Genomic DNA, 23,005 nt, shown 5'->3' with positions numbered 1-23,005 from the left:
TATCACCTGCTCCTGGAAAATCCGGGAGTAACCCAACTAAGTCCTAATATTAAAACAAGTCCTACTATAATAGAGCCTGCCAGCATAGTCAAGGGAGCCGCTGTAGAAAAATAAATGGCAAAAAATTTTAGTAACTGATTTGCCAATCCACCCACGAAAAATGCTACCATAACAACTCCGATCCAAATGGCTGTTCCTTCTTTCCATCCCCGCTCTTTAAAAATAACCATTGCCGAAGCGATGCAGGGAACAAATAATGTAATGGTGGTCAGTGCTATTAATTTTTGCATATCCGACATGGGGAAAGAAAATAGTCCCGCGGTACCGAATTCCCGGCGTATGACTCCCATAATAAAACCACTGGCTGCTTCCTTAGGCAAACCCAACCAGCTTACTGTTAGGGGGACCAAGGCATTCTCAATGGAATCCAAGGTGCCTGTCACCTCTAGCAAGCCAAGGAACAAAGCTCCCAATGCAAACAAAGGGGCAGCTTCGGTAATAAACTCCTTGCTTTTACCCCAGGTTTTCTGCAGCACGTTGTCCATGCGGGGCAACCGCAGGGGGGGCAGATCAATCCAAAGGGAGGAGGAGTTACCGGGTATAAATCTGTCCAATAATACGCCTCCGGCGATGAAAACACTCAGGATTAATATGCCATAAACAATTGCAAAGCCTGGCCCAAGCCCAGCCAGCATGGTGGCGATGATTGCCAATTGAGCTGAACAGGGTACTGTCAATGCCAAAATAATGGTTGCAATACGCCGTTCCCGTTCAGAACCCAGTAATCGTGTTGACATTAAAGCCATTGTTACACAGCCAAACCCCAGTACCAGCGGAATAACAGCCTGGCCATTTAATCCAAAGAAAGTTAATACCCGATCCAACAGGATGGCAATTCTGGGTAAATAACCTGTGTCTTCCAACAAGGCCAGTACAAGATTAAATCCCAGAACCAAAGGTAGCAAAAGTCCAATTAAGTAAGTAACGGTCATGGTAATCACCCCAAACTGCCCCACCAGTATCTCACTGAGAGCTGTATCTGGAGCAACCATCGTTCCTACCAGTGCTTTGGCAGCAGGTTGGAAATATTCTCCCATAATAACCCCTTCAGTAAATTCCACCACTGTTTGGGCAACAAAAACACCGATAAGCTGATAGAGCACCCACAGAGTGGCAATCAACAGGGGGATTCCTGTGGCCGGTTGAATCATCCAGCGGCTTAGCCTGGCCCCCCAAGCCTCCCGAGGACCTGCTTCTTTTACTGACATAGCAACTAATTGATTTACCCATTGGCGTCTTTCTTTATAAAAAAGCGTTCTGTATGGGCCTGGGGTGACTCCGTTTCTTTCCGAAACAGCAATATCTCCTTCCAAAGCAAGTAACTTTTCAGGTCGAGAAATAGTATCTGGCAATTCTGCCAATTTTTCCTTAACCACTGGTAAAACACGGCCCATCTGGGCCCCTTCAATGGCATCCCTAACCTGATCCAAACCCTTTCCTTCCACAGCCACCGTAGCTATTATCGGAACCCCTAGAAGTTCCTTTAACACCTCAATATCAATTTTGATTCCTTGGTGCTCTGCCTCATCAATCATATTCAGCATAACCAGTACAGGGAGACCTGTATCAATAAGTTGCTGGGTCAAAAACAAGTCTCTTTCCAAATGTACAGCATCTACAATGTTAATAAGCACATCCCCATGCAAAACAATATCCCGGGTAATTTTTTCTTCCTCATTAAAAGAGGAAATTCCATAAATTCCCGGGGTATCTGTGACGGCATCCTGGCCAAAACGCCCACATATTACATTGTTTGTTGTACCCGGAAAGTTTGCCACGTCCACATAGCTTCCGGTAAGATAATTAAAAATAACGGACTTCCCCACATTAGGATTACCCACCAGAACAATATTTTTCCCAGTAATCCTTGGGGAGCTAGACTCTTTGTTATTCATTATTTACAACCTCTTGGCTCTTATATTGTTGTTTATTAGCTAACTGGTTGAACTGTGATACCTCTAGCTAACTGCCTACCAATGGCAATTTGCTGTTTAAACATACCTACCACCACAGGTCCCGCGGGAACCACCTCTTCACAAGTAACAATGGCCCCTTCAGAAATGCCGAAACGAATTGCCTGAGACCGGATAATTTCATTGGGGATATTCATAATCTTAAGCCTTTGTCCTCTTTTGCATTTATCTAGAGTCATCGTTTTACCTCCGAATTCCCTATTATAGATAATGGTTATCAGTGTCATTTTAATTATAATTGTCCTTTTAGGTCAAAGCAAGGTTTTTTGTTTAGTTTATTCCAGATAGGAAACAATAGTTTTTAAAAAGGAGGTTTTATTATGGTGAATATTAATACGGAAGGTTTAGAAGTTGCACCCCTTTCGGAAGAGCAATTAAATCTTGTTAATTCTGTTCAATCAGATTTAAATAAGATGGCGAAAATCAATCAGGAAATATACTTGCTGGCTGTAACCCGGAATAGAGACTAAGGGAGGCATTCTTGCCTCCCTTAGTCTCTATCTCAGTTTGTAACGGATGGTCTCCCAAAAACTATCATTTTCAAAACCCATGCGCCAAAAACCGACGCCACCCAATTTGTAGGATTTTACTAAACCCATTTTTATACCAAGACTATATTTATTTTCGAACCAGACTTCATGCTTTTGGCTGCCATTCCAATAATAAAAGTAAGGTGTACTACTAGCGTTATCCCAGCGAACCTGGGCCCCGGTTTGTTGAACTATACTATTTATATCCTTCCATTTAATTGTTCTGGTCTTGGCATTGGACCAATCATAGCCATAACCTGCCAGACCCAGTAAAATTTTCTGTGAAGGCATTTGACTAACTGCATAGTCAAGAACACTTTGCACCCAGGACAAGGAGGCAACGGGACCGGGGGTTCCACCAAACCAGTGCTCATCATAGGTCATCAGCATTACATAGTCGCATACCCGGCCAATTTCCCTATAGTCATAGGCACCAGACCAATTGTTATTCCTTTGGTCACTGTTTTTAGCCGGCACTGCCGCAGTAAGAACATAGTCTCCAGATTTTAGCAGACCCTTTAATTCCCATAAAAGCTTGGTGTAATCCCCTCTGTTGCCAGTAGGTACAGCCTCAAGGTCAATATTTACACCAGCATAACCGTATTTTTTAACTAACGAAGCAATATTATTGGCTAGTTTCCAACGTTTGTTAGAATCACTCAAAACTGCTGCTGCGGAACCCCAATCCATGCCACCGCTATACATGTTATGTACAACCAGAAGAGGTTTTACGTTCTTCTTCTTTGCCAGTTCAATACCCTCCGACGGCAGAAAATCTACCATTAGGTTCCCATTGCTATCGATACGGGCTGTAAATGTAGCCACATAATCCAAATAACCAGAGTACCTTGATAATGCATGATACGAGTCTTGGTCTGTATACCAATCTTTGCTATAATAGCCCATAACCACAGGTTGGGTCTTACCTGCGTCAACCGGAGTGGGGAAAATCGTAATACACAAGGCAAACAGATACATAAACAGCAGCCCATAGGTTGTCCATATTCTTTTTGTCATAATTCCTCCTGTCCAGATTTTTGTTATTAGATCGGTATCTGCTATAAAAATCTTAACAGGAAACCCATTAGCCAAGAAAGCCTATAATGTTGCCATTTCTGTTAAATTACACCGTTTTTAGCCTTTTTGTATTATTTTGATTATTTTTTTCTAGCAAGGATTTACAGAAGCTTTTAGAGAATATATTATGTATATTTGTCTGTAAAGTATATTTTGAGGTGAAACTATTGTCAGAAATGTATTACTGGCTCTGGCTAAACAAAATTTTATTTGCTCCCTTATCGGCGTTTCTTATTGCTCAAATAATGAAGGGAATTCTTGCAAGTATCAAAAGTAAAAAATGGCACTGGGACAGATTTATTGAGGCGGGCGGCATGCCCAGTTCTCATTCAGCTATGGTAACGGCACTGGCAACAGCTTCGGGACTTCAATATGGTTGGTCTTCCTCCCTGTTTACCATAACTGCCATTTTCGCCATCATCGTGATGTATGATGCTATGGGTGTTCGTCGTGCAGCGGGCATTCATGCTAAAATCTTAAACCAAATGCTTGAAGAAATGGGCAGGCAGGATGGTCAGCAAAATGTTAAGGCGTTAAGGGAATTGATTGGACATAACCCCTCTGAGGTAGTAGCAGGCGCTTTGCTCGGGGTTGTTATGGCCTCGGTGGTTTTTTAAGGAGATTGCATATTGCTTAACATAATGAATTTAAAGCCACAGGATTATGCTTTTGTTTTATTGCTTTTTATTACAGAATTAACCAGAAGTGCTTTTTTTCTTACCTTTTGGCCACTGTATTCAGCAGAAGCTTTGCATTTTTCTTTATTTAGTGCTGGTTTGGTGGTTTCTGCCCACTATTTAATAGAAACGCTTCTTAAATCCTTTGCAGGTTCTCTATTGGATCGTCGTGGACGACCTGTATTGTTACTGGGTTTGTTAATCAGCTTCATTTCCTTAATTGGCTTATACCATGTTAGATCCCAATGGTTAGCCCTATTATTATCTGGTACTTTTGGCCTGGGTTTTACTCCGGTATGGCTGGCTGTTATCAGCAATGTTGCTCCAACTGGTTGCTCCAATCGGGCTGCCAGAATGGGGTTCGTTTTTTCTGCCTGGCTGCTGGGGATGGGCATCGGCCCTGTTGGAGTTAATTTTGTTCTGGCCAGAGGTTATCAAAACACATTTAAAATATTTATTTTCTTATGGGCCCTCGGCCTTGTCATTGCTTTACTGGCTCCCTTTGCGGCCAAAACAACCGCCATCAACTTTACCATTCTAGATCAGGTTAAAAGGTTGGCCTCCGACCGTATGGTGGTTCAAATTTTATTGCCGGGTATGTTTTTACAGACCCTGGCTGCCAGTTTGTTATTGCCCATATTGCCACTCTACGCAACCCATGTTTTAGATTTGAGCACCCAACAGTACGGTTTGCTATTAACCATTGGTGGTGCAACTGCGATTCTTTTTCTGGTTCCTATGGGTAGAATGGTTGATCGTTTTTCTGTAAGAAATCTCTTGTCCCTAGGTTTTTTGTTAAGCGCTCTGTTATTGGGTCTTTTTCCCCTTATTAGGAATTTGAAACTGATTGTATTCTTGGTATTTCTCGTAGGATTTTCCTATGCCATTATACTGCCAGCCTGGAACTCTCTATTGGCCAAGGCCATCCCAGAAGAGCAACAGGCTACGGGTTGGGGTATTTTTACGACCTTGGAAGGTCTGGGCATCGCCGCTGGTCCCACTCTGGGCGGAGCCATTGCCACTTCCCTCCACCCCGCAGGGGCTATCTATATGAGTGCTTTTATATTAGCCTTCATGGGTATCTTTTATGTTTTATACCCTGTTGAAGAATTATTAAAAAACCAGGAGAAAGAAAATGTATCTTAACGTTTTTAAGCTCGCTGGCATAGCATTCTTTATTTACATACTGTTACCAACATTCCTGGGCAGGGTCCTTTCCATTGGATCCTATCGTAGGGGAAACAAACACTCAGGCAAAGTGGCCTTAACCTTTGATGACGGGCCGGATCCACTTTTCACCGCCCAGGTCCTCGATATTCTTCAACAGTATAATGCCAAAGCAAGCTTTTTCGTGGTAGGTAACCACGCCAAAAAACACCCGGAATTAATTCAACGTATCCTAGCAGAGGGACATAGCTTGGGCACCCATGGCTATCACCACAGCTTTGCTTGGCTGCAAGGACCTATTGCTTCCATTCGAGAAATAATGCTGGGACATAAGTCAATAGCATTGATAGATGGTAAATTGCCACTATACTTCCGCCCCTCCTGGGGGGTCTTTAATCTAGCAACCTACCTATATACGCTGTTGTCCCAACAAAAAACGGTACTCTGGACTTTCATGACCTGGGATTGGGATGCGAAATCCTCTGCGGAAAGTATCCATGATATTGTTACCCGCAAAACTAGGTCCGGCTCTATTATTGTCTTTCATGACCGTTGCACCGGCTTTGGTGCGGCGGCAGAAGGACCAGTCAAAATGGTGCAGGCTCTGCCGATTATCCTTAAGGAACTGAAATGCAAAGGCTTAGAACCTGTAAATCTGGAACAATTAATGCTTTACGATGACGTTGGCTTTATAAAGAAAAACCTGCGCAGGTTATGGCAGGTTTGGGAGTTATGTTTTGATCGAATAGCTGGCCTAAAGCCAGTTGGTAATGAGGGATTATTTCGTCTAGCAGTAAGAAGTTATAGAGGACAGACCTTGAAACTACCAGACGGTACTTTATTATCTCCTGGGGATAAGGTAATAGAGCTTCACTTAAATAATGACTTTCTGCAACAACTTACAACAAAAGCCCGTTCTCTGGAGGCAACAGCCATTGCCCTGCTGCGAGAAACCCGACGTTCGTTACCACTACTGGCTAAGTTTATTTCTCAGGACCCTGCTTGCAACGGTACTAAGGCCCTCATAGGCATCACTATGATTCACAGGGGTACTCCCCAGCTAGGATTTACGGTCTACGATTTATCCCCTAGGATTCGTTCCCTAGTGGCCTGGTATCAAAGATGGTTGTTGTTTTTAATGCATCCCGGTGGACTATCCCACATTCGTCGCCAGTGGAGCAAACTGGTACCAAAAAAGGTGATCATTACCCGTAATGAGCTTTTAAATCGCTATCTACTGAGGTAACAGTGCTTAGTTGTTTTCAAGGGGAAATACCAGCCCTGCAAAGGGCAGCAGCAAGGCCCGGAAATGGCAGCCATGTTTTTTCTCAAGCATGCTTCGGGCATCTTCCCAGTCAATGGCATTTTTCAGAAGTGGTACCTGCTTTCTGGATTTGGCTATCTCAGAAATCAGGATCACTTCTTTATTTTTTAATTCCTGACAAAGTACATATGCCTTATGCCCACCTAAAATAAAACCCTTTTGCTTAAAAGTCTTTACCAACTCTTCCGCGGTTCTGCTCCGGAACATCCAATCCTTAAACAGTGGTTCTCCCATTCCTTCCTTACATTCTCCAATCAAAACTATCGTCCCCCCTGGTCTTACCAGTCTGGCTCCATTGACCAGTGCCTTCACAGACTGGTAGAGGTTTAAATCTCGGGGATAGCCCCCTGCACCGGCAATCACCACCTCTTCCTTTGGAGGCAATTTCATACTATATATTCTTTGGCAATAGCTACAACCTTCCCTCCAGGAGGCTATCAGATCACCTGTAAAGCATTTAACAATTTTATTGTGATGGTTTACAAGCTAAAATCCACTCCAACCAAACTTGCTGCTTCTACAATTTGCTCAGAAATGGGATTGTTCCTAATGTTTCCAGGTCCCACCTGTTGGCTTGTCATCATACTATGGTTTGCTTCAATGGTTTTTCTGCCTGCCACACCAGGCAATATAAGCTTTGGCCCTCCCGAAAAACCGGCCAAATTATGCGGCATAATACAGCTTGTTATGATAACCATATCCGCCTCTGACACATCTTTGTTTATCAACAATTTAGTGCCATCTTTTAAAGTGCCCATTGCAACTAGGTTACTATCACAGTCATGGTTTAAAAAGGTGTACTGTTGGGCCATTTTGCCAAAGACCTCTGCTGTTTCCAGCTCTGTATTGGGCCTATGGGCTCCGGTGGCAATAATAAATTTAATCTGCGCATCACCACCGCCTGCTTGTAATTCTTCTAGTAATCCCTCTAGTATTTCTTGATAAGGAATTGGCCTGGATATATCTGTAACTAATATTACAATGCTCCTGGGATGTTTTTCCTTTACAATTTCTTTTAAACCAGGGTTGGCAATAGGATTTTTTAGGGCCCTACGAATTTCTTGCAGCGAGTCAACCGCCAGTGGTAGTTCTGGTGTTACAAAGCCAGCAATATTCCTATCTTCAATGGCGATAGATAAAGTGCTTTGTCCATAAGGAAATTTGATTTCCATAATACACCTCCACCTCTTAGTGTACCCATTAAAAAACCTTTGCTTGCACCATCCATTGGCATAAAAAAACAGGGCACGCAGCCCTGTGTATTATTTTACATTTGCTGGTCTTTCATCTGTAAGAACAGTGATTTGGATGGTCTTTCCCTTGCGGAACACTTTCATTGACACCTTGGTACCTACCTTCTTCTTCTGCATGGTTTTTATTAATGTATCCGGGTCATCAATCTTTGTATCATCAATGCTTAAGACAATGTCACCCTCTTGTATACCGGCTTTAGCTGCTGGTCCATCAGGTACAACTCCATAGATGACAGCTCCTGTTGTACCATCATAACCAAGAAAATTGGCAATATCCTGGGTTACCGGCTGGATTTGTACACCTAGCCATGGTCTCTTCACTTTTCCCTGCTGAATCAAATCATCAATTATTTCTTTCACGGTGCTGGTGGGTATCGCAAAACCAATACCCTGGGCTTGGGCATTGATGGCAGTATTTATACCAATTACTTCCCCATTTAAATTGAGCAAGGGACCCCCACTGTTACCTGGGTTGATGGATGCATCCGTTTGTAGTAGGTGTTCAAAGGTACGGTTGTCGATTTCTAAAGGACGTTCCTTAGCACTAATGACACCAATGGTAACAGTGTCTTCCAACCCAAAGGGGCTCCCAATGGCTATCACCCAATTGCCTACCCGTATTTTTTTTGAATCCCCCAGTGGTAAGGTTGGGAACTCCTTTCCCTCAATTTTTAATACTGCCAAATCCATTGAAGGATCTGCTCCTATGAGTTTTGCTTCATAGGGCTTTTTATATCCTTTCACTAGCACACTAATTTTTTGAGCACCTTCAACAACATGATCATTGGTCAAAATATAACCATCCTTAGAAATAATAAATCCAGAACCTAAACCACTCTGATACTTGGGTTGCGCATTTTCTCCAAAGAATTGTCTAAAAAACGGATCATTTAGAAATGGGTTGTTATCTATGTAGCCTTTCACCGCCACCACCGTCGTAATTTTAACAACTGCCGGACTAACCTTTTCTACTATGTCTGCAATGGCATTCGGTCCCACTCCCGGCATACCGGCGTTAGCTACTCCTTCCTGCTGCTGTGCTATATTTTCCTTTGGGCTAATATCCTTAATTAAGGTACAACCCGCAGCAAACATGATTCCAGACAGGAATGCAATAATTAAGGTACAGACAGCTATATTCCTCCATTTGGACATTCAACCGACCTCCCTTTCTATAGTATTGTCTGGTCTGGGCAATTATTTGCTTAATAAACCAAAAATCCCAGCTTAGCCAGGATTTATAATTTCTTGGTTTTATTTTACCTGGTTATTCCCTTCTATAAAAGACTCAGGTTCATCTACCACTCGATTGATAACGATGTTTCTACAATCAAATAGATCAATTTCAACAGTTTCTCTCAGAGTGTTCTTCTCCTTATCATACAGTATTCTTACTTTAGGATATTGTGAAAGGCCCTTTTGGGTCCTTATAACCACGGCTATTTCACCTGTACTCAATTCAACAATGGTTCCTGCTGGATAGGCCGCTATGTTGGATAAAAAAGGTTCAATAATCTGATAGTCAAATAAGTAATTACCAGAGCCTAAAATCATCTCATAGGCTTCATGGGGGGGGAAGGCCCTACGGTAAACTCGGTCTGCTGTTAAGGCATCGTACATATCCACCATGCCCGTGATTTGAGCAAATTTATGAATCTCCGAGTCCTTTAATCTCTTGGGGTAACCATCACCGTTATATCTTTCATGGTGTTGGTACACAACCAAACGCGATAAACTGCTGACATGGGGATTATCTCTGAGAATATTCAGCCCATATTCCGGGTGTTTTTTTACTTCTGCATATTCTTCATCGGTTAAGGCACCTGGCTTGTCTAATATCTCTTTCGGCACATGCATTTTTCCTATATCATGTAACAGGGCACCCATACCCAGATGAAATAATTTGGGCCTTTCATACCCCAGTGTAATACCCGTCATTAGTGCCAACACACACACATTTACTGAATGGGCAAAGACATAATCGTCCATTGTTCTTATATCAACCAGTTCTACCATTAACTTGGCGTTATTTAACAACTGGTCAATAATCTCATTAATGGTACCATATATTTTATCGGCTCCGGAGACACTGCCCCCCATTGATCGTGAATGGGCCTGTAGCATATCCTTTACCTGTTGAACAGCCTTTACTCTCGTAATTTCAGGTATTACATCATCTACCTGAATATCTGGTAAAAGCCCGTCATCTATGTATAACGACAGAACACCCAATGATTTGAGGCGCGCAACATACTTTTCATTCAGTACAATGCCGGCATTTAGAAGCACTTGGCCATTACTGTTTCGGATGGCTCTACCGACTTTCATACCAGGTTTTACCACATCTATTGATACCCGCCGCATAATGTACCTCCATGCAAAATACTGTGTAAAATATTCTACCTTTAACATAAAATTCCTCTGGAAAAACTTACTTTTTTTAGTCTCCTAAAGATTCTTTATTAGAAAATATTGTGGGCAGTTAAAATTGGATAATATGAGTGGGTAAAGGATAGGTAGTTGTCATTTTATCAGCTAAAAACATAAAAAACTCCCCAATACTTATTTTGTAAGGGGAGTTTTTATCATGCAGTCTTGTATTGATTATTGTTTTATGCTAGTATCTAGGAAAATTCCAGATAAACAGAAATAGCCAAGGCTAATCGCCCTGGTATAGATGATTATTTCATCTACTATAATAATCACTACGACAACTATATTGTTGTCACTACCTTCACGGTTATTGTAGCACTTATAGGGCGCATTGGCAATAGGCAAACGGAATTTTAAAAAACTTTTTAGGAGGTGTTGCTCTTTATCCCGTTTAGAATTTTTGTCATATTTTGATCCTAAGTATTAATCCCCAAGGGTACCCTGTAATATTGAAGTTGTTTTAATGCGTCCCGAATCTAGTTAATTAAAAATATAATAACCGTGGGGGGATATCTAATGACAATGAACGATTTTACCGATTGGGTACAAGATAGAATGGATAGCTGTAACGTACATGATGAAATTGAAACCAGTAAAATGATGGTAGAAATTATGAAAAAATTCTTTTCCATTGGCCAAGAAGAATCTGAAAATACCGAAACGAATTAGTAGTTCCTAGTATTTTTTAAAACATACTTTTAATAAATTGTTTTATATGCCTCTATATGTGAATGTATTCTCATAATTCTAGTAAAGAAAACTTGGCTTACGCCATACCCTATAGGGCACGAGAGCCTTTAGGCGATGGCGTAAGCCTTAGTTGCCCTTATGCAAGTCGGAAAGTTTTATACTTTTTGGTTTGCTAATAAAAAACCCCGCAAATGCGGGGTTTTTTATTATGATTAGAAGCCTTTCATCGGGTTAGGACCAAATTCTTCTAAATCCTCAGCAAATTTATCAATCATCTTCGGTAATTCAGCATAATCCATGATATTGATCTGAATCATGCGTACACGCTCAGACTCTAAACCAAGGCGGTCCAGAGTTTCTGAAACCTTGGAGAGACGAATCTCAGCCAGCTCAGAACCTTTCATAAAGTGGCACTGATAGTCATCGCCATGTTTACAGCCTAACAGAAGTACGCCGTCAAAGCCCTTGGACATAGAGTCAGCAATCCATACTAGGTTCAAGGAACCAAGGCATCTTACAGGAATAATCCGCACCCAGGAATTATACTTCAGGCGGTTGATACCAGCCATATCTAGGGCAGGCATTGCATCGTTCTCACAGGCCAGGATAAGAATTCTTGGTTTTTCTTCGTCCTCTTCTGGAACTTCTACGGCCTTCACCATGTTACCGATCATACCCACAGAATAGTTCTTGAAGGAGATAATACGCTCTGGGCAAGCACCCATACAGGTACCACATCTTCTGCAACGGGTGGGGTTCGGTAGTGGGTTACCCTTGGCATCTTCGTTAATGGCACCGAAGGGACACTCTTCTGTACATCTCTTGCACTGGGTGCAACGTTGTAAAGCAAATTCAGGATAGGAAAGGTCGCCGCTTCTGGGGTGAACAGCAGCGCCGCCAGCGGTGACCTCAACACACTGGATAGCCTTCAGGGCAGCACCAGCGGCATCGCCAACGGCCTTCGCCATATCCATAGGTGCTCTAACACTACCGCAGGCGTAAATCCCGGTACGACGTGTTTCATAGGGGAAGCAAATAAAGTGGGAGTCTGGGAAACCATATTTTAGATTGGGCAGTTCAGGACCTTGTCTGTATTCCAGATTCAAGATCTTTTCAGCCGCTTCCACAGCTGCTTCTCCTTCACCCACAGCTTCAGTAGCCTTGGTGGTGGGAATCATACCGTTGGCTAGTACCACTAAATCCACTTCATCAACCATACCGTTGCCACCTAGCAAGATGTCTTCGCATTCAACGGTAAGTTTACCGCCATCTTCGGTAATGTTTTGGATTTCACCTTTAATAAAGACAGCACCGGTTTCCTGGGCTGCTTTATAGAAATGTTCATATTGTCCAGAACTACGAACATCCTTATAGATCACATAGGCCATTGCTTCTGGAGCTAATTCCTTTAAAACCATGGTTTGCTTGAGGGTTTCTACACAGCAAGCGGCAGAGCAATAGGGTAGACGCTCAGCATCTCTGGAACCTGCACACTGAACAAAAACCACCTTTTCTGCATCGATCTTACCGGATTTAGCCATTTCTTCAAAGTCAATCTGGGTGATTACATTAGGATACTTACCATAGCCCAGGTAATCAAGTTTATCGACATTGGGTTTTGCACCAGTGGCTAGTACAATTGCCCCCACTCTTTCAGCAGCAATGGTTCCACCCTGGTTAATTTCTGCATCAAACATTCCAGGTCCGCCAGCGATTTTTTCAATCGTAGCTCCGGTATAAACCTTAATATTAGGAATTGCTTCTATTTCAGCAATACGAGCCGCAACATTGGGATCTTCAGGCGACGTAAAGGGAGCAGCCATCGGTGTAGTCTTGTAAACCTTGTTTAACCAACCGCCCAGAGTGGCTTCCTTCTCTACCAACACCACGGGATAACCAGCTTTCCCGGCTTCCAGTGCTGCTGTCATACCGGCCAAGCCACCACCAACAACCAATACGGTTTTGGAAAGATTTTCGCCAATAAAGGGCTCGGGAACTTGTGCTACTTTGCCCTTTTCACAGCCCATGCGAATCTGATCTTCTGCCAGCATTTGAGTATCTTCGTCGTTGGCTTCGTGGCTCCAGATAACTTGTTCACGTAAATTTACACGCTCCAGGAATACACCTGGGAAATTAAAGGCATCCGCATTAACACGGTTGGAACAGGCAGCTACAATAACGCCGTCCAACCCCTGGGCTTCAATTTCTCCCTTAATTAAGTCGACACCTTCTGCAGAGCAAAGGTATCCATGCTCTTTGCAGACAGGAACTTTATATTCTTTAGCTGCTACTTTGGTTAAAGCCGCTGCATCGAGGGCTTCGCCAATGCCACAACCAGTACACATGAAAAATCCTAGTTTTTTAGCCATTGTCTTACCCCCTCACCGTAGATTGGATGGCTTTAAGAACAGCAGCGGTTGCACTTTGCACGGAAGAGGCTACATCTCCGGGTTTTGCCACACAGCCTGCAGCATAAACACCCGGTACAGAGCCACTTTGAACAAAGCCGTCTACATCGTAAGCCACTGCGGCAGGTACTTGAGAAACTGCGGTGGCAGGTGCCATACCAGTTGCCAGAACCACCATGTCATACTTCAATTGGGTAATTTCCTGGGTATTTTGGTTTTCAGCTATGACGATAACATCCTTTGTTTCGTCTTCCAAAATTTCCGAAGGCTTGCCTTTAATCATGTTGATATCATATTCTTTAATCTTATTATAAAAATCTTCGTGCTTGCCCATTGCCCGGATATCCATATAGTAAATGGTGACCTTAGCATCGGGATATTGTCTCTTCACATAATCAATGTGTTTTAATGTTGCCATGCAGCAAACCGAGGAACAAGCCTTCTGGTGATTCTCATCACGGGAACCAGCGCACTGTACAAAGGCGATGTTCTTGGGTTCTTGTCCATCGGAAGGACGAACAATCTTGCCATTGGTCGGTCCGGTAACGGCCGCTAATCTTTCCATCATAATATTAGAGATGGCGTTGGTAACAGTACCACTTCCATAGTTGGCTAGTTTTTCCACAGGATAGGAATTCCAACCAGTGGCCCAGATAACAGCACCAACATTAAGATTCATGGTCTTGGCACCCATGTTCAAGTCAATGGCTTTTACATCACATACCTCAACACATTTGCCACAAGAAGCACCGGTGCAGGCTGTATTGTCGATAACATACTTCATGGGATAAGCAAAGGGTTGTGGTAAATAGACTGCCTTTGTCTTGTCCATTCCTAAATTAAAGGCATTGGCCCGTTCAACAGGACATACTTCACTGCATTTGCCGCAGCCAGTACAGTTGTCAGTTACATAACGAGGATTCATTTTGACGGTAACATCAAAATTACCCTCCTGACCGGAGATACTTTCAACTTCCGCCATGGTTATAACCCGGATCTTGGGGTTCTTTTTAATCCTTTGGAAGTTAATTTCCAGTCCACAGTTAGGTGGGCATAGTTTAGGGAAATATTCGTTAATCTGAGATACTTTACCGCCCAAGTAAGCATTCCTTTCTACTAAGAACACTTCATAACCCACTTCGGCGGCTTCCACAGCAGCGGTAATACCACTAATACCGCCACCAACAACTAATATGCTTTTATTTGCCATTTTCTCACTCCCTAGTCCAGTTGTGGGTTAAAAAATCCATTGGATAGGTGATCAATAAAAACTTAAAAATTATCTAACCCGCCAGGTTCTTTGGGAAGCTTGCTCCCAACTTGCTAATACTAGGTCCTGCCTGATATTAGCGAGATGAAAGCTCAATCTTCCTAAATTACAATGCAAAATATAACAAACAAAATAAAATCCAGGCACCTTTCAGGCCACCTGGACTAATGGGCCCTAATAGCGCTTTGCACCTAGGCCTTTAATTCTAAACAATGAGCCCGTGGCCGTAGAGGGCCACGGGCCTTTTTGCATTTACGCTAATATAATTTGTCAGAAGGTGCTTAATTAGTCAACCAGACGGATGATGGGGCGTTTGATCATTTCCCATTCACCATTAGCAGCATCGTACTTGCAGTTACAGAATACTTCCCAATCTGGATCCATCTTGGGCAGGTCAGCACGGAAGTAGTAGCCAGGGAAACGGGTTTCTTCACGGAACAATACAGTACGAATATGGGATTCTGCCTGCAGGGTTCTATGGATGTTTTCCCATGCTCTCATTAATTCGTGCAGGTCACGTGCAGCTAGCTTCTGGCTGTCTTCTTTCAGCATCGTCAAAAGCTCAAGGCCAACTTCCAGCAGAGTCTTGGATGTGGTAAAGTTAGCAACAACACCACCAGCGTACTCGTCCATCATCTTCTGCAGACGGAACATGTACATTTTGGGTAAGATATAGTTGGGGTTGGTTTCGGGATCGGTGGTGAAACCAGCGAACTCTTCCCAAACAGCCAGAGGCTTCAGAATCTTAGCTTTTAATTCTTCTACCTTAGCATCGTCAATGTTGGGTTCTTGGTTGTTTTCTACTACAAAGCGAACCATGGATTTACCAGCAATACGACCTTCAGCGTGGGAGCCGGAGGAGAACTTGTGACTGGAAGCACCAGAAGCATCGCCAGCGGCGAACAGACCTTTAACAGTGGTCATGTTGGTATAACCCCACTGATATTCAGCAGGAGCAATGTCAGCAGGACCGGAAACCCAAGCACCGGAAGCACCAGAGTGAGAACCGATAAAGTAAGGTTCAGCAGCAGCAATCTCGGAGTGTTTCTCTTCGGGAGCGATGTTGGAAGCAGCCCACAGGATAGCCTGTGCAACAGTCATATCAAGGAAGTCTTCCCAAGCTTCATTTTCCAGTTCTTTCATTTTCTTCTTGAAGGCTTTGGGATCGTCTTCGTATTTCTTAGCTAAGTTAGCAATAGCTTCGTCGGTCTCCATGAACAGAGGGCCTTTGCCGTCGCTTACATCCAGCATACCGAGGTAGTTACGCAGGTTAGCAGGGATAGGCTTAACTTTACCATAGGGACCCCAATTATCTAATTCAGGACGACGGGTAACCATATACTCTTCGCCAAAACCGTTAACAGCACGGGATTTGAAGAGCAGGAACCAAGCGCCTACAGGACCGTAAGCATCTTTAAAGCGTACGGGGATGAAACGAACTTCTTGGCAAGTCATTTCAGCACCGGCAACCATTGTAAAGTAAGCAGAGGAACCAGAGCTGAAAGGAGGATACCAGGAACGGCCAAGACCTTCACCAGTGGAGCGAGGCTTGAATACGCCTACAGCGCCGCCCATGGAAGCCAATACAGCTTTAGCCTTGAATACATATACTTTTTCTTCACGGGTGCTGAAACCGATGGCACCAGCGATTCTGTCACCATCCATGATGGGTTCACAGATGTAAACACGCTCGTAAATGTTATCAGTGCCAAGAGCATTCTTAGCAGCTTCAGCAACGATGATCTTGTAAGATTCACCGTTCAGCATGATTTGCCAGCGACCGCCGCGTACATAGTTGCCTTCGTCGTTGGTCCAGATGGGGAGACCCCATTTTTCAAATAAATGAACGGAAGAGTCAACGTGACGAGCGATGTCAGCGACTTGGTCATCACGGGCGATGCCCATTAAGTCATTTTTAACGTATTTAACATAGTCTTCTACGGTGTTTTCGCCTTTAGCGATACCGAGGTACTGGTTAATAGCAGACAGACCCATTGCAACTGCACCAGAACGGTCCATAGCAGCTTTATCAACCAGAGTTATTTTTAAACCTTGTTTCTTAGCCCAGTAAGCTGCTTCAACGGCTGCGCCGCAAGCTGCCATACCGCCACCAAGAATCAGAATGTCGGTATTAACTACTACAGTTTCAAAGTTCGGCATTATATTTAACCTCCTCCGATAGTTGGTTATCTAAATTTACTTCTTCAGGCCAGGAAGTTCAGGAGTACCGGTGGAATAGGGCTCTGTGAAGAGCAATTGGCTGTTCAGATCTTCTTGATCTAAAGTATAGCCGCCATCGGGAACAGCAGTTCCTTCATCAGTGGTACGGATGGGGAACTTAAAGCGCTTCAGCATACCATTACGGAACTTAACAGTCCACATAATGCTGTCGGAGCTTCTGAGAGGAACACAGCTGGCACCCATAGGAACGAAGTCAGCATAGCCACGAACGTCGATTGCTTGCTGTGGGCAAATTTTTACACAGCAGTAGCATTCCCAGCACTGGGAAGTATCCCGGTTATAGGCTTTCATTTTTTCCTTGTCCAGAACCATTAGGTCGTTGGGGCAAATGTACATGCAAGCGGTTTTGTCCTGACCTTTGCAACCATCGCACTTTTCAGCAATTACAAAGCTAGGCATTTTTTTACCTCCCTATTGCTAAATTTAAAGACTTTACGTCTTTAATTGCTAGTATAAATACATCATGTCTAATATAACTTGTTTTCTCACCACCGGCGACAGATTCGTTATATTCGGATAACTCCGATGGGTTTTCATTGGCGAACGTACTATAGCTTCATGTCTTTAATGATAAACTAACGAGTTCTCATATCTGGTTATTTAACAGAATTATGAGTTTAGTATGTTGATATAGCGTAGACCTTATAGGTTCTGCCACTATATCAACATTTTCGTTATAACTTCATCAAGTCATGTATCCTGTCGTCCTGCCGACTGTATTATCATGTCGAAAGTTGTAGAATGTAACTGTAATATTAGGTATATTTAATTTTTTATTAACATTCCACAAAACCAGTAGTGAAATCAAGTCAGTATTACTTTTCTAAGCTTTGATAGTACTTGGTGAGTATTTCAAGAACTTCCTTACGGCCAAATTCCAGCGGTGGAAGTTCACCTTTGGAGAACATTTCACGAACCTTGGTGCCGCTGATTGCAATGCGGTCTTCCTTGGTGTGTGGGCAAGTTTTCTCAGTGGCCATGCCCATGCACTTCTTGCAGTAGTAGGAAGCGGTAACTTTAATGGGTTGGCAAAGAATTTCGCCGGGTTTAAATTCGTCAAAGATTTCTTGAGCTTGGTAAGCAGTGTAGTAGCTACCAACACCAGCGTGGTCACGGCCAACAAGGATATGGCTACAACCGAAGTTTTGACGGAAGATAGCATGCAGGATTGCTTCTTTAGGACCAGCATAGCGCATTTCCATAGGATACACGCGCATTTCAATGGTAGCAGGGTTGAAGTAGTTTTCCATGTGGGCTTTGTAGCACTCGAAACGTACTTCAGCGGGGATATCACCTTTTTTCAGTTTACCAACGATGGGGTGTAAGAAAAGGCCATCGCATACTTCGTTACCAATCTTGCACAGGAACTCGTGGGAACGGTGCAAGGGGTTACGGGTTTGGAATGCACAAACGGTGCTCCAACCTTTGGATTCAAACAGAGCACGGGTTTCTGCAGGGTGAGCATAGTATCCAGCATACTTAGTGGCATAACCCATTTCTGAGAAAGTTACAATGTCGCCGCCCAGGTATACTTCACCTTGGGACATTACTTTTTGCACACCAGGATGGTCTGCATCATCGGTAAAGAAAGTAGCTTTGCATTCTTTAACTTTGTCATATTCATACTTATCAGCAACTTTGATGATACCAACATAGATATCAGTTTCATCATCAACCAGAGCCAGTTCCTGGCCAACTTCGATGCTTGCAGCTTGGTCCTTGGTAACTGCCAGTGTTACAGGCAGGGGCCAAGCTAAGCCACTTGCTAAGTGCATGTTGTCGATAACACCTTGATAATCAGCTTGGGTCATGAAGCCAGTTAGAGGGGAGAAAGCACCCATGCCGAGCATTAAGCAGTCGGAAGACTCGCGAGAGCTCATGCGAATTACGGGTAGTTTTTCAGCTTTGGCTTTCAGTTCTGCGCGCTGCTCTTTGGGAGCCAGCACCGGGGTCAGTTTGCCACCATGGGGTTGAACTAATGCCATTAACAAACGCCTCCTTGTCTGATTTAAAACTTGGACTTTGTCCTAATTTTGTGAATCCAAACACTTATGAAGATGTACCCCTAAGCTGATGTCGTTTACCATAGCAGTATTAAACTCACCTTCCAGTTTACTGACCTGCCAGGATCGATAAATTATTGGAAGTAGGTTACATCAATTTCATTTAGCTTGAAATCCCAAGCAATGGCCTTGATGTTGTTTAATTGGCTACCTGCTCTGTTTACAACGACATCCCCTTCTTCTCTATTTAGAATGGGTGCCAGTAGGTACTTGCCTGTTTGTGATTTTCATTACTAACCTATTCTATTTATATTTAAATTCTCCTGCTAGTTTTCATAAAATTTATAAGAATTTGTGCTAAAAATAATTTGTTTTTTACATTCTTCGTTTTTATGCGCCAAAACCAGCAAGCGCATTATTAGGTGATACGATACAATAATCCAGTGCTGCTTTCTTACGATCTAAGCCAAAGGCTATGGCCATTAACTGAGTAAAGAATAATACCGGTATATTATAGTTAGTACCGTAAATCTTGTTAACCTTAATTTGATAGGCATCCAGATTCATTTGGCATAAGGGACAGGGTGTTACTATTAGGTCAGCTCCTGCATCATGGGCACTTTTCAAGATAGGATAGATTGCAGAAATGGTTACATCGGGTGAACTTAAGGCCATCGCGCCAGTGCAGCATTTTAATTTGTGACTGAAGTTAACTGCTTCGGCACCCAGTGTGCGAGTAATGTCATCTAAAAATGTAGGGTTTTCCCAATTGTCGAATTCCCTGAGAGCTCTAACAGTTTGGCATCCAACATACCCTGCAACTTTTAGACCCTTTAGTGGTTTAACCACTTTGGAAGCAATGGTTTCTAAACCAACATCCGATACCATAACATCAAGTAGCATACGGACATTTAAACCGCCACTATAGCTAAGTTCATCCTTGCCGAGAGCATCATTGGCATTTGTTTTAAACTTTTCATCAGCAAATTTTTTATTAACACTTCCTAGAATAGCATAACATGAACTACAAGTTGCAACTACATCCTCTTGTCCCATTTTTTCGGCCAATGCAAGGTTTCTGGCTGCTAATACATCTGCAGCGAATTGGCCAATAACACTGGAGGTTACAGTTGATCCGCAGCAGTTCCAATCGTCTATTTCCTTGATATCCAGTCCTAAAATTTTCGCTACTTCAAGGGCAGAGTGATGGTAACTAATAGCTGTTCCTTCACTGGAACATCCCGGGTAATAAGTATATTTCATGCTAGTGGGCACCCTCCCTCTTGGCAATTTCAGCAGCTCTACTTAACACTTCGCGTAATTTACCAGGGTTCTTTACACCCTTCGGCGGTAACAGAGTTAAGCGGCGGTGAAACATCATATTCTTTCCAATATCTTGCATATCTAAGGCCATTTTAAAGAAGTTGCCAAGACCAATTTTCAAACCATAATTAAGGGTTAGTCCACCTTCCCAAATCCGACCCCGCTTAGAAACATCCTTGGCATAAACTTCTGCCATCGACTGGGAGTTGTGATTAATACCATTCTCTACAGCCAAGTGACGGAGATCATGCATTACGTCCATCATCGGAACTCCTCGGGGACAACGGCAGGCACAGGCATAACACGAAGTACACAACCACATAGTATTAGCCTGCAATACTTCATCTTTACGTCCGGCCCTAATCAGTTGGATAATACGTCTGGGGGAAAGATCCATTTTTTCTTTAAGAGCACAGGTAGTAGGGCAAATGCCACACTGCATACACATCTTAACCCATTTGCCGTTTTCCATCTCATAGACTTTTTTGGTAAATTGTGAATCGTATTTCACCGTGGCCTTTTCTTTTGCCATCGCTTCAGTCATCTACTTCCCTCACTTCCCTTTGGGCTTTCTTTATGCCAGATTGGCAAAAGCAAAACTAAAAATGATTTTTTACCTTAAGCAGGACCAGGCAAAACGTTCTGCTTTGTGAATAACTGCACACGGAATAACATAGCTATTCCTCCTACACACCCCCTTGTGTAGTACACATTTCTTCTATATAACCATGAGAATATATCTATAAGTTTCTCAAACCTGCCTTAGTTCGTTCTTGAATTAACTATAACACCACTAATTTTAGTTGACAAGTATAATATCCTTCCATTTTTTAAAAGAACCACCGATATTTTTTTGTTTTTTATGACACAGCTTCTTATGGAGGAAGATATATGTCGCTTCTGCGACTTTAAGTTGTGCTTATTTTTACATGATTCTAGGCAGCCAGAAATAATCCTTCATTTTTTTATTGAAAATTAAAATAATATGCATTTGATTCTTTTGTTTAATCTTTTAAATAGTTTAAGGATTTAGAGCTATTTTTATTTTTCCTCCACAGTTAGATGGTTATTTGTTATAATTAGTACATAGTCGGAAATATAACTGAAGGAGATGAATCTATGCTACAACAGGTAGAATTGTATTCCGCTCTAGGGAAAGCCGAACAAAATAACCTTTTTATTAAACTTCAAGAAGTCTATGAAAAACTCCCTAAAACTACCTGCACTGGTTGTGCCACATGTTGCAATTGGGGTAGCCCTCCGGCCTTCTTTATTGAATATTTAAATATGTACAAACATATAAGGGACAACCAAAAAGCAGAATGGCCGAATATTATCAAAAAATCTGCTGAATACTTTTACCTGGAACTAGTAGACCGTCAGCAAAAGTGTCCCTTCCTTAATGAAGATAATCAATGCTCAATTTATCATGTTCGCCCCTTTTCCTGCCGTTCCTATGGGTTATTATCTAAAGAAGATTTTGAAACAGGCAACCGTGGTCTGCAACAGCTGGCCAAAAAATTTAAAGAGGAATATGATCTGGTGATCCCCCAAGAGATTATTGATTATGAACTTCCCTGGTGTGACAAAGTTGTTTCAGACGCCGGTAAGTTTATTGAAAAATCAACTTTGGCTGGCTATGTTGCCCAGATTGGAACCCTTGACTGCTATTTCTTTTCACAGGATCTGGTAGACCAAGAGGGAACACTCCTTCCCTATCCTGTGCATTTAGCAAATACTATTCTCGGCTCTGGCGCCCGGGCCCGTAAAATGAAAATTATGAAGCAATATACAGAAGGAAATCGGGAATTGCTGGATAGTATAATGGACAAGGCTTTATCTTTTCATTTTTAAAGCAATTGCTATACCCTACATTTTATTAACTGGAAGGATTTTCTTTTCATGTGAAGAACACATCAAAAAGGACATATCACTTAGGAGGTATAAATGATGACAAAAATTGATGCAGCTCTAGATATTTGTATTGAATTAGGAAAGGTTTTATCGGAAACTGAAGAATACCAAAATATGAAAAAGGCTGAATTGGCTCTTATGCATGACCAAGATGCTCGTAATTTAGTAGAAGGCCTTCAAAAATTGCAAATGGATGTTCAAAAAAAGAAATTAGCCGGCCTGCCGCTAACTGAAGAAGACAAGAAACAAATGCAGGAAGCAGAGGCTAAGGCCATAGAAAACTCCATTGTTAAAGCTTCCTTTGAGGCTCATGAAAAGTTTCAGGCTATGATGACTTTGGTCAGCACGAAAATTCGTCAAGGTATTCGCGCAAATGAGCAACCGGAAATATCAGAAGATGATGTAGAAGATATTAATGCATAATATAATACTTGGCTAATTTTTTACTTGCTATCCTATCACTCTAAAGGCAGGCCTTGGATTCTTTATCTACCTCAGTAGTTTTATAAATTTAATATGCTAAAGAAAACTTAGTTTAGGCTATAGACTATAGAGTATGGCCTAAGCTAAGTTGCCCTTATGTATTCCCTATATTTATTTGGAAAGTATAAAACTTTCCAATATACCAAAAGAGACTTCATTTCACGAAGCCTCTTTTTTAT

At 42.5% G+C, this 23,005-nt stretch carries 21 protein-coding genes; 7 read left to right on the top strand and 14 right to left on the bottom strand.

What is annotated here, in order from left to right:
* Nucleotides 1-2: 2 nt before the first annotated feature.
* Together feoB and DRED_RS03490 are read right to left on the bottom strand one after the other, a co-directional pair.
* Nucleotides 3-1,955: a ferrous iron transport protein B gene (gene feoB / locus DRED_RS03495; protein WP_011877023.1), complete on the bottom strand. Its 1,953-nt coding sequence runs from the start codon at nt 1,953-1,955 to the stop codon at nt 3-5.
* Between the two features lie 35 nt (nt 1,956-1,990).
* Entirely contained in the window at nt 1,991-2,212 is a 222-nt protein-coding gene (locus tag DRED_RS03490) for a ferrous iron transport protein A (protein WP_011877022.1), read from the bottom strand.
* Nucleotides 2,213-2,353: 141 nt separating this feature from the next.
* On the opposite strand from DRED_RS03490, the gene DRED_RS18945 reads away from it, so the two are divergent.
* Nucleotides 2,354-2,503 carry a hypothetical protein gene (locus DRED_RS18945; RefSeq protein ID WP_198006924.1) on the top strand — a complete coding sequence of 50 codons (150 nt, stop codon included), beginning with the start codon at nt 2,354-2,356 and terminating at the stop codon, nt 2,501-2,503.
* A gap of 27 nt (nt 2,504-2,530) precedes the next feature.
* On the opposite strand, the gene DRED_RS03485 is transcribed toward DRED_RS18945, so the two are convergent.
* Nucleotides 2,531-3,580, bottom strand: coding sequence for a glycosyl hydrolase family 18 protein (locus DRED_RS03485; protein WP_011877021.1), 1,050 nt, complete (start codon nt 3,578-3,580; stop codon nt 2,531-2,533).
* Between the two features lie 236 nt (nt 3,581-3,816).
* Between DRED_RS03485 and DRED_RS03480 the strand changes: the two genes are divergently transcribed.
* Genes DRED_RS03480 through DRED_RS03470 form a run of 3 tightly spaced genes read left to right on the top strand, consistent with a single transcriptional unit; the run spans nt 3,817 to nt 6,730 of the window.
* Entirely contained in the window at nt 3,817-4,257 is a 441-nt protein-coding gene (locus DRED_RS03480; RefSeq protein WP_083755203.1) for a divergent PAP2 family protein, read from the top strand.
* Between the two features lie 12 nt (nt 4,258-4,269).
* The gene (locus tag DRED_RS03475; protein WP_011877019.1) at nt 4,270-5,463 is read left to right on the top strand and encodes an MFS transporter; all 1,194 of its coding nucleotides are present in this window, start codon (nt 4,270-4,272) and stop codon (nt 5,461-5,463) included.
* Nucleotides 5,453-6,730, top strand: a complete 1,278-nt coding sequence (locus DRED_RS03470; RefSeq protein WP_011877018.1) for a polysaccharide deacetylase family protein — start codon at nt 5,453-5,455, stop codon at nt 6,728-6,730. The genes DRED_RS03475 and DRED_RS03470 overlap by 11 nt, the downstream gene beginning before the upstream one ends.
* Nucleotides 6,731-6,736: 6 nt before the next feature.
* Here DRED_RS03470 and DRED_RS19205 read toward each other — a convergent pair whose 3' ends face one another.
* The 4 genes from DRED_RS19205 to DRED_RS03455 all read right to left on the bottom strand — a co-directional run bounded on the left by DRED_RS19205 (nt 6,737) and on the right by DRED_RS03455 (nt 10,425).
* Nucleotides 6,737-7,198 (bottom strand): nickel-dependent lactate racemase family protein, encoded by a 462-nt coding sequence (locus DRED_RS19205; protein ID WP_238442578.1) that lies wholly within the window; start codon nt 7,196-7,198, stop codon nt 6,737-6,739.
* Nucleotides 7,199-7,287: 89 nt separating this feature from the next.
* Entirely contained in the window at nt 7,288-7,980 is a 693-nt protein-coding gene (locus DRED_RS19200) for a lactate racemase domain-containing protein (protein WP_238442577.1), read from the bottom strand.
* Nucleotides 7,981-8,070: 90 nt separating this feature from the next.
* Complete coding sequence (locus tag DRED_RS03460; protein ID WP_011877017.1) at nt 8,071-9,216, bottom strand: S1C family serine protease; 1,146 nt, start codon at nt 9,214-9,216, stop codon at nt 8,071-8,073.
* Nucleotides 9,217-9,315: 99 nt separating this feature from the next.
* Nucleotides 9,316-10,425 carry an HD-GYP domain-containing protein gene (locus DRED_RS03455; RefSeq protein ID WP_011877016.1) on the bottom strand — a complete coding sequence of 370 codons (1,110 nt, stop codon included), beginning with the start codon at nt 10,423-10,425 and terminating at the stop codon, nt 9,316-9,318.
* A 585-nt stretch (nt 10,426-11,010) separates the two neighbouring features.
* Here DRED_RS03455 and DRED_RS18940 point away from each other — a divergent pair.
* Entirely contained in the window at nt 11,011-11,163 is a 153-nt protein-coding gene (locus DRED_RS18940) for a hypothetical protein (protein WP_198006923.1), read from the top strand.
* 233 nt (nt 11,164-11,396) lie between these two features.
* Here DRED_RS18940 and DRED_RS03450 read toward each other — a convergent pair whose 3' ends face one another.
* From DRED_RS03450 to DRED_RS03420, 7 genes are all read right to left on the bottom strand, one after another.
* Nucleotides 11,397-13,553, bottom strand: coding sequence for a hydrogenase iron-sulfur subunit (locus DRED_RS03450; RefSeq protein ID WP_011877015.1), 2,157 nt, complete (start codon nt 13,551-13,553; stop codon nt 11,397-11,399).
* 4 nt (nt 13,554-13,557) lie between these two features.
* A complete protein-coding gene (locus tag DRED_RS03445) occupies nt 13,558-14,802 on the bottom strand; it encodes a CoB--CoM heterodisulfide reductase iron-sulfur subunit A family protein (RefSeq protein WP_011877014.1) in 1,245 nt (414 codons plus the stop codon).
* A gap of 345 nt (nt 14,803-15,147) precedes the next feature.
* On the bottom strand, nt 15,148-17,022 hold the full coding sequence (aprA, locus tag DRED_RS03440) for an adenylyl-sulfate reductase subunit alpha (RefSeq protein WP_011877013.1): 1,875 nt from the start codon (nt 17,020-17,022) through the stop codon (nt 15,148-15,150).
* A 36-nt stretch (nt 17,023-17,058) separates the two neighbouring features.
* Entirely contained in the window at nt 17,059-17,502 is a 444-nt protein-coding gene (aprB, locus tag DRED_RS03435) for an adenylyl-sulfate reductase subunit beta (RefSeq protein WP_011877012.1), read from the bottom strand.
* A gap of 416 nt (nt 17,503-17,918) precedes the next feature.
* The gene (sat, locus tag DRED_RS03430) at nt 17,919-19,088 is read right to left on the bottom strand and encodes a sulfate adenylyltransferase (protein WP_011877011.1); all 1,170 of its coding nucleotides are present in this window, start codon (nt 19,086-19,088) and stop codon (nt 17,919-17,921) included.
* Between the two features lie 408 nt (nt 19,089-19,496).
* Complete coding sequence (locus DRED_RS03425; protein ID WP_011877010.1) at nt 19,497-20,369, bottom strand: CoB--CoM heterodisulfide reductase iron-sulfur subunit B family protein; 873 nt, start codon at nt 20,367-20,369, stop codon at nt 19,497-19,499.
* Between the two features lies 1 nt (nt 20,370).
* Entirely contained in the window at nt 20,371-20,973 is a 603-nt protein-coding gene (locus tag DRED_RS03420) for a 4Fe-4S dicluster domain-containing protein (protein WP_011877009.1), read from the bottom strand.
* Nucleotides 20,974-21,548: 575 nt separating this feature from the next.
* On the opposite strand from DRED_RS03420, the gene DRED_RS03415 reads away from it, so the two are divergent.
* Both DRED_RS03415 and DRED_RS03410 read left to right on the top strand, forming a co-directional pair.
* Complete coding sequence (locus tag DRED_RS03415) at nt 21,549-22,283, top strand: YkgJ family cysteine cluster protein (RefSeq protein ID WP_011877008.1); 735 nt, start codon at nt 21,549-21,551, stop codon at nt 22,281-22,283.
* 93 nt (nt 22,284-22,376) lie between these two features.
* Nucleotides 22,377-22,766 (top strand): YlbF/YmcA family competence regulator, encoded by a 390-nt coding sequence (locus DRED_RS03410; RefSeq protein WP_011877007.1) that lies wholly within the window; start codon nt 22,377-22,379, stop codon nt 22,764-22,766.
* The last annotated feature ends 239 nt before the right edge of the window (nt 22,767-23,005 follow it).

The sequence above is a fragment of the Desulforamulus reducens MI-1 genome, from assembly GCF_000016165.1.
Lineage (GTDB): Bacteria > Bacillota > Desulfotomaculia > Desulfotomaculales > Desulfotomaculaceae > Desulfotomaculum > Desulfotomaculum reducens.
The sequence above is the reverse complement of the archived record's forward strand: the minus strand, read 5'-3'. Positions and strand labels throughout refer to the sequence as shown.

What these genes read in the sequence shown, in the direction of transcription:
- DRED_RS03470 (WP_011877018.1), top strand. Translation starts at nt 5,453, where the DNA reads ATGTATCTTAACGTTTTTAAGCTCGCTGGCATAGCATTCTTTATTTAC.
- DRED_RS03425 (WP_011877010.1), bottom strand. Translation starts at nt 20,369, where the DNA reads ATGAAATATACTTATTACCCGGGATGTTCCAGTGAAGGAACAGCTATT.
- DRED_RS03485 (WP_011877021.1), bottom strand. Translation starts at nt 3,580, where the DNA reads ATGACAAAAAGAATATGGACAACCTATGGGCTGCTGTTTATGTATCTG.
- sat (WP_011877011.1), bottom strand. Translation starts at nt 19,088, where the DNA reads ATGGCATTAGTTCAACCCCATGGTGGCAAACTGACCCCGGTGCTGGCT.
- feoB (WP_011877023.1), bottom strand. Translation starts at nt 1,955, where the DNA reads ATGAATAACAAAGAGTCTAGCTCCCCAAGGATTACTGGGAAAAATATT.
- DRED_RS03460 (WP_011877017.1), bottom strand. Translation starts at nt 9,216, where the DNA reads ATGTCCAAATGGAGGAATATAGCTGTCTGTACCTTAATTATTGCATTC.
- DRED_RS03455 (WP_011877016.1), bottom strand. Translation starts at nt 10,425, where the DNA reads ATGCGGCGGGTATCAATAGATGTGGTAAAACCTGGTATGAAAGTCGGT.
- aprB (WP_011877012.1), bottom strand. Translation starts at nt 17,502, where the DNA reads ATGCCTAGCTTTGTAATTGCTGAAAAGTGCGATGGTTGCAAAGGTCAG.
- DRED_RS03415 (WP_011877008.1), top strand. Translation starts at nt 21,549, where the DNA reads ATGCTACAACAGGTAGAATTGTATTCCGCTCTAGGGAAAGCCGAACAA.
- DRED_RS03410 (WP_011877007.1), top strand. Translation starts at nt 22,377, where the DNA reads ATGATGACAAAAATTGATGCAGCTCTAGATATTTGTATTGAATTAGGA.
- DRED_RS03480 (WP_083755203.1), top strand. Translation starts at nt 3,817, where the DNA reads ATGTATTACTGGCTCTGGCTAAACAAAATTTTATTTGCTCCCTTATCG.
- DRED_RS03445 (WP_011877014.1), bottom strand. Translation starts at nt 14,802, where the DNA reads ATGGCAAATAAAAGCATATTAGTTGTTGGTGGCGGTATTAGTGGTATT.
- DRED_RS19205 (WP_238442578.1), bottom strand. Translation starts at nt 7,198, where the DNA reads ATGAAATTGCCTCCAAAGGAAGAGGTGGTGATTGCCGGTGCAGGGGGC.
- aprA (WP_011877013.1), bottom strand. Translation starts at nt 17,022, where the DNA reads ATGCCGAACTTTGAAACTGTAGTAGTTAATACCGACATTCTGATTCTT.
- DRED_RS18940 (WP_198006923.1), top strand. Translation starts at nt 11,011, where the DNA reads ATGACAATGAACGATTTTACCGATTGGGTACAAGATAGAATGGATAGC.
- DRED_RS03490 (WP_011877022.1), bottom strand. Translation starts at nt 2,212, where the DNA reads ATGACTCTAGATAAATGCAAAAGAGGACAAAGGCTTAAGATTATGAAT.
- DRED_RS19200 (WP_238442577.1), bottom strand. Translation starts at nt 7,980, where the DNA reads ATGGAAATCAAATTTCCTTATGGACAAAGCACTTTATCTATCGCCATT.
- DRED_RS03420 (WP_011877009.1), bottom strand. Translation starts at nt 20,973, where the DNA reads ATGACTGAAGCGATGGCAAAAGAAAAGGCCACGGTGAAATACGATTCA.
- DRED_RS03450 (WP_011877015.1), bottom strand. Translation starts at nt 13,553, where the DNA reads ATGGCTAAAAAACTAGGATTTTTCATGTGTACTGGTTGTGGCATTGGC.
- DRED_RS18945 (WP_198006924.1), top strand. Translation starts at nt 2,354, where the DNA reads ATGGTGAATATTAATACGGAAGGTTTAGAAGTTGCACCCCTTTCGGAA.